General features: G+C 62.4%; 8 protein-coding genes. 5 read left to right on the top strand and 3 right to left on the bottom strand.

Features of this window, described 5'->3' with window-relative positions; translation table 11 throughout:
• The first annotated feature begins 16 nt into the window (after window positions 1-16).
• Window positions 17-2,248 (top strand): xanthine dehydrogenase family protein molybdopterin-binding subunit, encoded by a 2,232-nt coding sequence (locus AAGQ88_RS12295; protein WP_342655507.1) that lies wholly within the window; start codon window positions 17-19, stop codon window positions 2,246-2,248.
• A gap of 73 nt (window positions 2,249-2,321) precedes the next feature.
• Here AAGQ88_RS12295 and AAGQ88_RS12290 read toward each other — a convergent pair whose 3' ends face one another.
• Entirely contained in the window at window positions 2,322-4,331 is a 2,010-nt protein-coding gene (locus tag AAGQ88_RS12290) for a diguanylate cyclase (protein WP_342655506.1), read from the bottom strand.
• Between the two features lie 160 nt (window positions 4,332-4,491).
• On the bottom strand, window positions 4,492-6,762 hold the full coding sequence (gene rlmKL, locus AAGQ88_RS12285) for a bifunctional 23S rRNA (guanine(2069)-N(7))-methyltransferase RlmK/23S rRNA (guanine(2445)-N(2))-methyltransferase RlmL (protein WP_342655505.1): 2,271 nt from the start codon (window positions 6,760-6,762) through the stop codon (window positions 4,492-4,494).
• Window positions 6,763-7,332: 570 nt separating this feature from the next.
• On the opposite strand from rlmKL, the gene rmf reads away from it, so the two are divergent.
• Window positions 7,333-7,548 (top strand): ribosome modulation factor, encoded by a 216-nt coding sequence (rmf, locus tag AAGQ88_RS12280; protein WP_010223328.1) that lies wholly within the window; start codon window positions 7,333-7,335, stop codon window positions 7,546-7,548.
• A 182-nt stretch (window positions 7,549-7,730) separates the two neighbouring features.
• Here the strand turns inward: rmf and AAGQ88_RS12275 are convergent, their stop codons facing one another.
• Window positions 7,731-8,753, bottom strand: coding sequence for a quinone-dependent dihydroorotate dehydrogenase (locus AAGQ88_RS12275; RefSeq protein WP_342655504.1), 1,023 nt, complete (start codon window positions 8,751-8,753; stop codon window positions 7,731-7,733).
• Window positions 8,754-9,028: 275 nt separating this feature from the next.
• On the opposite strand from AAGQ88_RS12275, the gene AAGQ88_RS12270 reads away from it, so the two are divergent.
• The 3 genes from AAGQ88_RS12270 (at window position 9,029) to AAGQ88_RS12260 (ending at window position 12,278) form a co-directional block, all read left to right on the top strand.
• Window positions 9,029-10,237 carry a CmpA/NrtA family ABC transporter substrate-binding protein gene (locus tag AAGQ88_RS12270; RefSeq protein WP_342655503.1) on the top strand — a complete coding sequence of 403 codons (1,209 nt, stop codon included), beginning with the start codon at window positions 9,029-9,031 and terminating at the stop codon, window positions 10,235-10,237.
• 13 nt (window positions 10,238-10,250) lie between these two features.
• Complete coding sequence (locus tag AAGQ88_RS12265; protein ID WP_093458390.1) at window positions 10,251-10,826, top strand: ANTAR domain-containing protein; 576 nt, start codon at window positions 10,251-10,253, stop codon at window positions 10,824-10,826.
• Window positions 10,827-11,066: 240 nt separating this feature from the next.
• The gene (locus tag AAGQ88_RS12260) at window positions 11,067-12,278 is read left to right on the top strand and encodes a nitrate/nitrite transporter (protein WP_342655502.1); all 1,212 of its coding nucleotides are present in this window, start codon (window positions 11,067-11,069) and stop codon (window positions 12,276-12,278) included.
• Window positions 12,279-12,288 lie beyond the last annotated feature (10 nt).

Genomic DNA, 12,288 nt, shown 5'->3' with positions numbered 1-12,288 from the left:
AATGGAGCATCCGCACATGACTGACGCAATGATAGGATCGGCCCCTCGCCGTATCGACGGGCGACGCAAAGTCACCGGCACGGCGATGTACGCCTCCGACCATCATCTGAAAAACATGGCTTACGGCTACGGCGTGTTCAGCACCGTCGCCAGCGGCAAGATCACCGCGCTGGATCTGGACGCGGCGCGCAAATCGCCGGGCGTGCTGGAGATTTTCCACCACGGCAACTTCCCCTCGCTATACCACAACTCGGCCCTGCCGATGTCGTTCGCGCAGATTCTGAAAGCCGCCAAGTCCGACGAAAGCCGTCTGCCCTTTGAAGACGACACGGTTTACTACGCCGGGCAATTCGTTGCGCTGGTCGTCGCCGACACGTTCGAGCACGCCCGGGCGGCGGCGTACAAGATCAAGGTCAGCTACAGCAAGAGCTCCGCCGTCGCCAACCTTGAGCAGGGCCTCAAAGCCGGCCAGTTGCAAGACGGCAGCCCGAACCACAGCCGGGGCGATGCCGGCGCAGCCTTCGACGGCGCCGCCCACAGCATCGACGCCACGTACTCGACGCCAGTGGAAACCCACAACCCGATGGAAATGCACGCCACCGTCGCGCAGTGGGACAACGGCAAACTGATCGTCTACGAAGCTTCCCAGGGGGTGGTGGCGCATCGCAATTCACTGGCGAAGATTTTCGGCCTGATGCCGGAGAAAGTCGAAGTGCGCGCGCCGTTCATTGGCTCGGGTTTCGGCAGCAAACTGTGGATCTGGCCGCACTCGGTTGCGGCCTGCGGCGCCGCCAGAGTTCTCGACCGACCCGTGCAAGTGGTAGTGCCCCGTGCACAGATGTTCACCACCACCGGGCACCGCCCGGAAACCCGCCAGCGCATGCGCCTGGCCACCGATGACAAGGGCAAGCTGGTCTCGGTACGGCACGAGTCGATCAACACGACGTCGTTCACCGATCCGTACAAGGAAAACTGCGGCACCTCGACCAAGAGTCTCTACAGCTGCGCCAACGTGCTGGTCACGCACAAGACCATCGAGGTCAACCGCGGCACGCCTACGTCGATGCGCGCCCCGGGTGCCGCGCCCGGGCTGTTCGCACTGGAATCGGCAATGGATGAAATGGCCGACAAGATCGGCATGGACCCGCTGGCGTTCCGCAAGCTCAATGTCTCCGAGCACGACGAAAGCCAGAACCTGCCATGGTCGAGCAATCATTTGCAGGAGTGCATCGACAAGGCCGCCGAGCGCTTCGGCTGGAGCCAGCGCGATCCCAGGCCCGGTTCGATGAAAGACGGCACCGAGATCATCGGTTACGGCATGGCGGCCTGTAATTGGGACGCTTACCGCACGCCGGCGGAGGCGCAGGTGCTGTTGCGCGCAGACGGAACGGCCTACGCCATCTGCGGCGTTCAGGACATCGGCACCGGCACGTACACCATCATCGCGCAAGTGGTCAGCAGCCTCACCGGGATTGCGCTCGACAATATCGAAGTCGAACTGGGCAACTCATCGTTCCCGCCCGCGCCGGTATCCGGCGGTTCCTGGGCAACGGCAAGCGTGCTGCCCGCCATCGCTGAAGCCACGCGCCAGGCCATCGACCAGCTGAAAGCCTTCTCCACGGCGCCCAAGGGTGTGTTCGCCGGCAGCAAACCCGATCAGGTGAGTTTCGAGCAAGGGCAGATCAAAAGCGGCGAGAAGTCATTCGCCATCGCCGATGTGCTCAAAGCGCAGAAACAGTCGAGCGCCTTCGGCGAAGCCAAAACCGGCATGAACGACACCAGCAAACATTCCTTCCGGTCGTTTGGCGTGCATTTCGTCGAGGTGCGCTGGGACCCGGGCATTTCCCGGCTGCGGGTCGCGCGGGTGGTCAGCGCCATCGACGTCGGCAAGGTCATCAACCACAAGACCTCGCTCAATCAGGTCGAGGGGGCGATTGTCATGGGCGTCGGCATGGCGCTGTTCGAAGCCACCGATTTCGATGAGCGCGACGGCATGCCGGTCAACAACAATTACGCCGAATACGTGGTGCCGGTGCATGCCGACCAGCCTGAAATCGATGTGATTCTGCTCGATTATCCGGATTACGAACTCAACGAGTTCGGCGCCCGGGGCATCGGTGAAATCGGCATCACCGGGCTGGCGGCCGCGGTCGCCAACGCGGTGTCCCATGCCACCGGCAAACGCATCCGCGACCTGCCGATCACCCTCGACAAACTGATGGAGCTGCCGCCAACGATGAGCGCCTGACCGCGCGTTGTCGGACTGGAGGCTGCCGCCCTTGGGCAGCCTCCCTTGGCGAATCGACACCCTGCCCGGGACGTCAGGCCAGCTCCGGCTCGATCCGGTCCCGCCCGCCCATCTTCGCCGCATAGACGCCCGAGTCCGCGCGCAGCAGCAACGCATCACCGCCCTCGCCTTTGCGCCAACTGGCAATGCCGAAACTGGCCGTCACCCTGCCCACGCCGTCGACCGGCTCGGACCGCAGCGCCGCCCACAACTCACTGGCCAGGCCATAGGCCTGATCGCCATCGGTGTCCGGGCACAACACCATGAACTCCTCACCGCCCAGGCGACAGAACACGTCACTGCGGCGCAAGCGATGACACAACCGGTTGCAGATCGCCTGCAGCACATGGTCGCCGACCGCATGCCCCAATTGATCGTTGATGCATTTGAAATGATCGATGTCCAGCATGACCACCGCGAACACGCCACCATGACGCTCCGCACGGAGCAGTTCAGCCTGCAGCCGCTCCTGAAAATAGCGCCGGTTATAGACCCCGGTCAGCGCATCGGTGACGGACATCGTGCGCAGTTCTTCCTCGACGCGCTTGCGTTCGGTGATGTCCAGGCACACCGCCAGATAACCGATCCACTGATCCTGTTCATCGAGCACCGGGCTGACCTGCATGTTTACCTGCAGATGGCTGCCATCCTGCCGCACGAACGTCCAGTCGTGGGTCTGATGCCCGTGTTCCTCGAAGGCTTCGACGAGCATCGCTTCGCACGTCTTCACTTCGCGGCCGTAACGCAGGTTCAGTTCATCGGCATGCTCTGCAAGCTCGCCGGGCAGGTGCAACTGGCGCAACGTCAGATGGCCGCAGACCTGCGCGCTGCTGTAACCCAGCATTTTTTCCGCACCGATGTTGAAGGTCGTGATCAGGCCGTCCAGATCCGTGGCGATGATCGCCACCTGCGTCGCCGCATCGAGCACGTTGCGCAGTTGCCCGTGAGCCCTGCGCAATTGCAGTTCGCGTTGTCGCAGTTGCCCGGTGCTTTGCTCGACCATGCGCAGCGCGCGCTGACGCTGGCTGATTAATGAATAGAGCAACGCACTGAGCATGAAACTGAGCAGCGCCCCGAGGATCACCAGGCTGTCGGTGGAGGAAGGGTTGGCGTTGATGAACACCGGTGTGGGACGGATATCCAGCCGGTAGCTGCGGCCAGCGAAACTCATCGATTTACTCAGTTGCAGGCCACTGACGGCGGCGATACTGGCAGACTGGAACAAGGATTCGGGCGCCTGTGGCGTCGTCATGTCCACGAGGCTGAGCGTCAGGTTGTCCTGATCGGAAGACGGCAACCCTTCGGTCATCATTGTGCGCATGCTGATCACCGCGAGCAGAAAGCCCTGCAGCCCGCCCGCCGGATCGCCTCCGGCACGAGCCCGCGACAACACCGGTGCGACCAGCAAGATGCCGGTACGGTTCTGCGCCTCCAGCCCGACCAGATCCATGCGCGCGGTCGCCGCCATGCTGCCGGTTTGCTGTGCCCGATCCAGCGTCGCCCGGCGCACCGCCTCGGAATTGACATCGAAGCCCAGCGGCACCGCCACCGTGCTGCGGCTTTGGGTAAAGCGCACCGGGAAATAGACCGGGCGCGGCTCTGCATCCTTCCACCCTTGGGCAGTGTCGAGTTCGCGCACGGTAAATTCGGGTTGGCCGGCTGCGCGCGCGGCCTGTTCAAAGGGCTGACGTTCGCTGCTCTCTATACGGGGCGCCCAGGAATAGGCTTGGGTGAAAACCAGCAACGGGCGCGCGAAACCGTCGAATTCTTCCTGCGAAACCGCATCGGAATACACGAAGAAACGGCGCAGGCTGTCGAGACGACGAATCTGCCCGTCGAGGCGGTCCTGAATCCGACTGACGCGCTCGCTGGCCAGCAGTTCGAAGCGCTGTTGCAATTGACGGTGATACAACTCGACGTTCATCAACGCCACGAGCCCCGTCAATAACGCGCCCGCAGAAAAGACGAGCACGGCAACCGCCCACGAAGAGGTGTCCTCACTGATCAAGCCGAGAATCTTGACGCTTGCCCGGTTAGACGACATATAAAAAAACTCATGACGCCACAGCGGTTGCCGCGACACGTGTCCGAGCTTCACTTATAGCTATTCGCCATTAGTTTGCCTAGTGCAGCGTGTCGCTCTGTCAACACCGGAACATGGCGTCATCGGGCGACAATGACGCCTTGTTTTCAGCGCAATCGATTCAGCGTGCGGTAATCTTCCACGCGCGGTGGATCTTGCTGTTGCGGGCGAAATCCGGGTCAATGGTCTGCTGAGTGATCTCCTCGACGGCATAGCGCTCGGTGAGGTTCTCTTCGAGCTGGAACTTTCGGAAGTTGTTGGAGAAATACAGCACGCCGCCGCTGGCCAGGCGCGCCATCGCCAGATCGATCAACTGCACCTGATCGCGCTGCACGTCGAACACACCCTCCATGCGCTTGGAGTTGGAAAAGGTCGGCGGGTCGATGAAGATCAGGTCGTACTCGTCGCGGCTGGTCTCGAGCCACGCCATCACGTCGCCCTGCTCCAGCCGGTTCTTGTCGGAGAAACCGTTGAGCGACAGGTTGCGCCGCGCCCAGTCCAGATACGTCTTCGACAGATCGACACTGGTGGTGCTGCGTGCTCCGCCCTTGGCGGCATGCACGCTGGCGGTCGCGGTGTAGCAGAACAGGTTCAGAAAACGCTTGCCCGCCGCTTCCCGCTGGATGCGCATGCGCATCGGGCGATGGTCGAGAAACAGCCCGGTGTCCAGGTAATCGGTGAGGTTGACCAGCAGCTTGATCCCGCCCTCGTTGACTTCCTGGAACTGGCCCTGCGCACTCTGCCGCTCGTACTGTCTGGTGCCGCTCTGGCGCTCGCGACGCTTGACCACCACCCGGCTCTTGTCGATGTTCAGCGCCTGAGGAATGGCTGCCAGCGCGTCGAACATGCGAATCGAGGCTTTTTCCGGATCGATGGATTTGGGCGCCGCGTATTCCTGCACATGCACCCAGTCGTGATAAAGGTCGATGGCCATGGCGTATTCCGGCATGTCGGCATCATAGACGCGGTAGCAATCGATGCCTTCGCGCTTGACCCATTTACCCAGCGCCTTGAGGTTCTTCTGCAGGCGATTGGCGAACATCTGCCCGCCCTCACTCAAGCGCGGCTGCTCGATGACCGGTGCAGGCGCCGGAGCAGGCTTGATCGGGTTGCCGTTCTTGTTGAACTGGCGCGCTGGCGGCTCGTCCGGCGTCTGGTCGTACGCCGCCTGCTCACGCTCAGCCTGGCGTTGCTCGGGCGTACGGCGCTCGCCGGTGACGAACTGATCCGGCAGCACTTTGATCAACAGCAGCTTGCACGGCAGCGCGCCGTTCCAGAACGCGTATTGCTTGTGGCTGCGGATGCCCATGCGTTTGCCCAGATCCGGCGCACCGGTGAACACCGCCGCTTCCCAGTTCAGGCAGGCCTGACGCAGGCGTTCGCCGAGGTTCTGATAGAGGTACAACAGGCTTGCCTCGTCGCCCAGACGCTCACCGTACGGCGGGTTGCAGATCACCAGGCCTTTCTGGTTCTGGTCCGGGCGCGGCTCGAAGGTCGCGACTTCGCCCTGATAGATCTTGATCCAGTCAGACAGACCGGCGCGCTCGACGTTGTTGCGACCGGGTTGAATCAGCCGTGGGTCGGCTTCATAACCACGAATCCACAACGGCGGCTTCGCGAGACCCGCCTCGGCGCGGGCGAGTGCCTCGTCATGCAGTTTGCGCCACAGCGCCGGCACGTGGCCCAGCCAGGCAGAGAAACCCCAGCGCTCGCGCTTGAGGTTAGGTGCGATATCGGCGGCAATCATCGCCGCTTCCACCAGGAAGGTGCCGATGCCGCACATCGGGTCGGCCAGTGCGCCACCTTCGGCGGCCATTCGTGGCCAGCCGGAACGGATCAGAATGGCCGCCGCCAGGTTCTCCTTCAACGGCGCCGCGCCCTGCTGCAAACGATAGCCGCGCTGGTGCAGGCTGTGGCCGGAGAGGTCCAGCGACAGAATCGCCTCGCCTCGGTCCAGACGCAAATGCACGCGCAGGTCCGGGTTGAGCTTGTCGATCGAAGGGCGCAAACCGTCGGAGGTGCGCAGGCGGTCGACGATGGCGTCCTTGACCTTCAGGGCGCCGAAGTGAGTGTTGTCGATGCCCGAACCATGGCCGCTGAACTCGACCGCCAGCGTGCCGTCCGGCTCCAGATGATCGGCCCACTCGATGTCGTGCACGCCGTGGTAGAGGTCCTCGGCGTCTTTCATCGGGAAGCGCTTGAGCACCAGCAATACCCGGTTGGCCAGACGCGACCACAGGCACAGCCGATAGGCGGTTTCCATGTCAGCGCTGCCGCGGATGGTCGAGGTGTGTTCGCGGGTTTCCTGGAGGCCAAGGGCAGTGGCTTCCTCAGCGAGCAGGCCTTCAAGGCCTTTGGGACAGGTGAGGAAAAGTTCGTAACGGTCCGACATGAGTATTCCAGAGCCTTGGCTATGAGTGGCAGGACAACGCATTGTCCGGCCCGATTCAAACAGACGTCTTTCGTGGAGATCGCCTGCACGGCACATACATTGTGCCCATCCATCGCCCCGATGCATTTCGGTGGCGACAGTCCGTCGGCCAGAAACCAGCCGACATCTGATATTAAAAAACCACTATTCAGCACGACAACGGCGGCAATAAAAAGTCACATCGCCGACCCTTCGTCGATTGATGCCTGACTGCAAACCGCCAGCAGTTGGCATTGAGAAACACTTGCGCTGCCGCCTGCAGGCCACGTTCCAGGGGCCCTGGCAGAAAAATGCAACGCCAGATACGTCGTTGCTTATGGTCTTAATGCCTCAATGGTTACGTTCTTATGACAAAACGGTCATTCACAGCATCCCGGGCATTGGTTAGAAATCACCTCAGGCCGTCGCCGCAACGACGACGGCACCACGCCCGTGACGCCGGCAGCGGGCATTCAAAGGCAGAAGATTTCTGCCTGACCTCGACATGAGGTCTCCAGGGACATAACAGTCAACAAACGAGGGCAACACCCTATGAGAAGACTTAAGCGTGATCCGTTGGAAAGAGCATTTTCGCGCGGATATCAATACGGCGTAACTGGTAAATCCCGTGAGCTTTGCCCCTTTACTCTACCGTCAGTGCGCCAAGCCTGGATCAATGGCTGGCGAGAAGGACGCGGCGACAACTGGGACGGTATGACCGGCACTGCGGGTATCCACAGACTCAACGAACTTCACGCGGTCGGCTGACACTCAACATCAGTCAAGTCACAACCAAAGGACAATCCGACTAAAAGTTTCTTCGACAAACCGATTCGACTTCAATTAACCATGCGCGCCCCATCCGGGCGGCGGGCTTAAGCCCAGGAGGGGTTCCTTACGGAACCCCTCTCTCATATCCGGACTTCCCGCCCGCGAACATCCTGAGACACTTACCGAGCCATCGCCGCAATCGCGTCCACCGATTCGCGAATCAGCGCCGGGCCCTTGTAGATGAAACCGGAATAAACCTGCACCAGACTCGCGCCCGCCGCGATCTTCTCGGCCGCATGCTTGCCTTCAGTGATCCCGCCCGCTGCGATGATCGGCAACTTGCCGCCCAGCTCGGAGGCCAGCACCTTGACGATGTGCGTGCTCTTCTCGCGCACCGGTGCGCCCGACAGACCGCCCGCCTCGTCACCGTGAGGCAGGCCTTCAACGCCCTGGCGGCTGAGGGTGGTGTTGGTCGCGATGACCGCGTCCATCCCCGACTCCAGCAACGCGCTGGCAACCAGTACGGTTTCTTCGTCGCTCATGTCTGGCGCAATCTTGATCGCCAGTGGCACGCGCTTGCCGTGGGCCTGGGTCAATGTTTCCTGACGCACGCGCAACGCTTCGAGCAATTGCTTGAGCGAGTCGCCGAATTGCAGGCTGCGCAGGCCGGGCGTGTTCGGTGAACTGACGTTGACGGTGATGTAGCTGGCATGGGCGTAGACCTTGTCCAGGCAGATGAGGTAGTCATCCACCGCCCGCTCGACCGGTGTGTCAAAGTTCTTGCCGATGTTGATGCCCAGCACGCCGTTGTATCGGGCCGCCTGAACCCGGCTGATCAGGTGATCGACGCCCAGGTTGTTGAAGCCCATGCGGTTGATGATCGCCTCGGCGTGAGGCAGGCGGAAAATCCGCGGTTTCGGGTTGCCGGGCTGCGGACGCGGAGTCACGGTACCGATTTCGATGAAACCGAAGCCGAGCTGGGCAAAGCCGTCGATGGCCGCGCCGTTCTTGTCCAGCCCCGCCGCCAGCCCCACCGGATTGGGGAACTGCAGGCCCATTACCGTTACCGGCAATTGCGCGGGCGCCTTGTTGAACAGGCCGTTGAGGCCCAGACGACCGCCCGCGCCGATCAGGTCCAGGGACAGATCGTGGGAGGTTTCCGGAGAGAGTTTGAACAGTAACTGGCGGGCCAGGTTATACATGGGCGGGCGCGGCTCGATTGCGGCTGAAGTCAGCGGCCGATTATAGACGTCCACGCCGTCGATGCGCGAGGCATCTGGAGAACTTTGCCGGGTGTTTCGCCGATCACTGGCATATCGATTGCTTCAGGGCCTGTACTTGCCTCGCTCCAACGGCGGAATGAGGCGCCTGACAACGACGTCGTTATCGCCCCGGTCAAGGCCTGGGCGATGCGACGTTTTTTTTGGAGATTGGGCCGCGCCCTGGTGCGCGGCCGGTCTCAGGCGGAACCCAAAGCATGAATGATCCGATCAACACCGCGCTGGCCTGGGTCAATGGCAGCGACGCTCCGGAACTGAACAGCGTCGACGTGGGCTTCATGGCGCTGACCGACAGCGCCTCACTGGTGGTCGCCGCGACCCAGGGATTCGCCCAGCCTTATGGCCTGAACATCAACCTGCATCGGCAACCCTCCTGGGCCAGCCTGCGGGACAGACTGGTCAGCGGCCAACTGCATGCCGCACACAGCCTGTATGGGCTGGTCTACGCCGCGCACCTGGGCCTCGGCAGCCAGGCCAGGGACATGGCCGTGTTGATGGGGCTGAATCAGAACGGCCAAAGCATCAATCTGTCCCGGGCCTTGCAGGACGCAGGCGTGATCACTCCTGAGGCACTGGACCGGCGTACGCACCAAAGCGATTCAAAACTGACCTTCGCCCAGACGTTCCCCACCGGTAACCACGCTTTGTGGTTGTACTACTGGCTGGCGAGTCAGGGCATTCATCCGTTGCGCGACGTCGACAGCGTGGTGGTCCCACCGCCGCAGATGGTCGAACACCTGCAAGCGGGCCGGATCGACGGTTTCTGTGTCGGCGAACCGTGGGGCGCCAGTGCGGTGAGCCAGCACCTGGGCTTTACCCTCGCCACCACACAGGCGATCTGGCCGGATCATCCGGAAAAAGTCCTGGGTTGCAGCCTGGAGTTCGTCCAGCAGTACCCCAACACCGCCCGAGCGCTGGTCATGGCGGTGCTGGAGGCCAGTCGCTTCATTGAACAGAACATGGACAATCGACGCAGCACGGCGCAGTTGCTCAGCGCCGCCGAATACGTCAACGCGCCGGTCGAGGCCATCGAACCCAGGCTGGTGGGCGAGTATGACGACGGCCTGGGCAATCGCTGGACCGATCGTCATGCCGTCAGCTTCCACCGCCAGGGTCAGGTCAACCTGCCCTACCTCTCCGATGGCATGTGGTTCATGACCCAGTTTCGCCGCTGGGGCCTGCTTCGCGAAGACCCGGACTATCTGGGCGTCGCGAAAACGGTCCAGCAGCTCGATGTGTATCGCGAGGCGGCCACGGCGCTGGGTATCGATGTCCCGGACTCGCCCATGCGCAGCAGTCAACTGATCGACGGCAAAATCTGGGATGGCAGTGACCCGGCCGGCTACGCACGCAGCTTCAAGCTGCATGCGCTGGCAGACGCCGCGCCTGTCGTCGCGGACCTTTGAGGAGGATGCCGGCATGCTGCGTATCCTGCTGATCAACGACACCGCCAAGAAAGTCGGTCGCCTGAAAGCCGCACTTGTGGAAGCGGGTTTCGAGGTGATCGACGAATCCGGCCTGATCATCGACCTGCCTGAGCGGGTGCAGGCGGTGCGCCCGGACGTGATCCTCATCGACACGGAGTCGCCCGGCCGCGACGTCATGGAGCAAGTGGTGCTGGTGACCCGCGACCTGCCCCGGCCCATCGTCATGTTCACCGATGAGCATGACCCCGGCGTCATGCGTCAGGCGATCAAATCCGGGGTCAGCGCCTACATCGTCGAAGGCATTCACGCACAGCGCCTGCAGCCGATTCTGGACGTGGCCATGGCGCGCTTCGAAAGCGATCAGGACCTGCGGGCGCAACTGCATGCCCGCGATCAGCAACTGGCGGAGCGCAAACGCATCGAAACCGCCAAAGGCCTGCTGATGAAAATGAAGCACTGCAACGAGGAAGAGGCCTACACCCTCATGCGGCGCCAGGCCATGAGCCGGCAACAGAAACTGATTCAGGTCGCCGAGCAGATCATTGCCATGAGTGAGCTACTGGGCTGACGGCTGGCCCGCTCCTTGCTTTACAGACCTTACAGGTAGCCAATGGCGGTTGCCCCACTCACGACAAAGACGTCGCACACCCCTTCGCGCAAGCGGACCGGGTTGCGACGTTTTTTCGTTTTTGGCCCGTAGCAATGGGCCGGGTGGAGCGCCGAGCCGGTGCTTCACCTGCATGACCTGACCCGTAGCGGTGCACGTATCGCCCGCACCGGCAACGATATTCTGCAGATGAGGTATGAGATGAATACAAGCTTCTGGAAAGCCGGCCACAAACCGACGCTGTTCGCAGCGTTCCTGTATTTCGACCTGAGCTTCATGGTCTGGTACCTGCTTGGCCCGCTGGCGGTGCAGATCGCCACCGACCTGCAGCTGACCACCCAGCAACGCGGCCTGATGGTCGCAACGCCGATTCTGGCGGGCGCGTTCCTGCGTTTCCTGATGGGCATGCTGGCAGACCAGCTTTCGCCGAAGACCGCCGGGATCATTGGCCAGGTGATCGTCATTCTGGCCCTGCTCTGCGCCTGGCAGCTGGGTGTTCACAGTTACGAGCAAGCGTTGTTGCTGGGCGTGTTCCTCGGCATGGCTGGCGCGTCGTTCGCCGTTGCCTTGCCGCTCGCCTCGCAGTGGTACCCGCCGCAGCATCAGGGCAAAGCCATGGGCATCGCCGGTGCCGGCAACTCGGGCACCGTCTTCGCCGCCCTGATCGCGCCGGCGCTGGCGGCAGCTTTCGGCTGGAGCAACGTGTTCGGCTTCGCCGCGTTGCCACTGCTGCTGACCCTCATCGCGTTCTCGCTGATGGCGAAAAATGCCCCGCAGCGGCCCAAAACCAAATCCATGAAGGATTACTTCAAGGCCCTGGGCGATCGCGACAGCTGGTGGTTCATGTTCTTTTACAGCGTGACCTTCGGTGGCTTCATCGGCCTGGCCAGCGCCCTGCCCGGCTACTTCAACGATCAGTACGGCCTGAGCCCGGTCACGGCCGGCTATTACACCGCGGCGTGCGTCTTCGGCGGCAGCCTGATGCGTCCGCTGGGCGGCGCACTGGCCGACCGCTTTGGTGGCATTCGAACCTTGTCGGGCATGTACGCGGTCGCAGCGATCTGCATTGCGGCCGTGGGCTTCCACCTGCCGAGTTCATGGGCGGCGCTGGCCTTGTTCGTTGCCGCGATGCTCGGTCTGGGCGCTGGCAATGGCGCGGTGTTCCAACTGGTGCCGCAGCGCTTTCACAAAGAGATCGGCGTGATGACCGGCCTCATCGGCATGGCCGGTGGCATCGGCGGTTTCCTGCTCGCCGCGGGCCTGGGCGCGATCAAGCAGAACACCGGCGACTACCAGTTGGGCCTGTGGCTGTTTGCCCTGCTCGGCGTTCTCGCCTGGTTCGGCCTGATGAACGTCAAGCGCCGCTGGAGAACGACTTGGGGATCGGCGGCCGTGACCGCCGCACGGGTGTGATCAGAGGCCG

It is taken from the genome of Pseudomonas sp. F3-2 (assembly GCF_038804275.1).
In the GTDB taxonomy this organism is placed as follows: domain Bacteria; phylum Pseudomonadota; class Gammaproteobacteria; order Pseudomonadales; family Pseudomonadaceae; genus Aquipseudomonas.
Note: the sequence above shows the minus strand (reverse complement) of the source record. Positions and strands in the feature narration are given on the sequence as shown.

Excerpts from the sequence above, each read along its gene's own strand:
- AAGQ88_RS12295 (WP_342655507.1), top strand. The coding sequence starts at position 17 with ATGACTGACGCAATGATAGGATCGGCCCCTCGCCGTATCGACGGGCGA.
- AAGQ88_RS12290 (WP_342655506.1), bottom strand. The coding sequence starts at position 4,331 with ATGTCGTCTAACCGGGCAAGCGTCAAGATTCTCGGCTTGATCAGTGAG.
- rlmKL (WP_342655505.1), bottom strand. The coding sequence starts at position 6,762 with ATGTCGGACCGTTACGAACTTTTCCTCACCTGTCCCAAAGGCCTTGAA.
- rmf (WP_010223328.1), top strand. The coding sequence starts at position 7,333 with ATGAGAAGACTTAAGCGTGATCCGTTGGAAAGAGCATTTTCGCGCGGA.
- AAGQ88_RS12275 (WP_342655504.1), bottom strand. The coding sequence starts at position 8,753 with ATGTATAACCTGGCCCGCCAGTTACTGTTCAAACTCTCTCCGGAAACC.
- AAGQ88_RS12270 (WP_342655503.1), top strand. The coding sequence starts at position 9,029 with ATGAATGATCCGATCAACACCGCGCTGGCCTGGGTCAATGGCAGCGAC.
- AAGQ88_RS12265 (WP_093458390.1), top strand. The coding sequence starts at position 10,251 with ATGCTGCGTATCCTGCTGATCAACGACACCGCCAAGAAAGTCGGTCGC.
- AAGQ88_RS12260 (WP_342655502.1), top strand. The coding sequence starts at position 11,067 with ATGAATACAAGCTTCTGGAAAGCCGGCCACAAACCGACGCTGTTCGCA.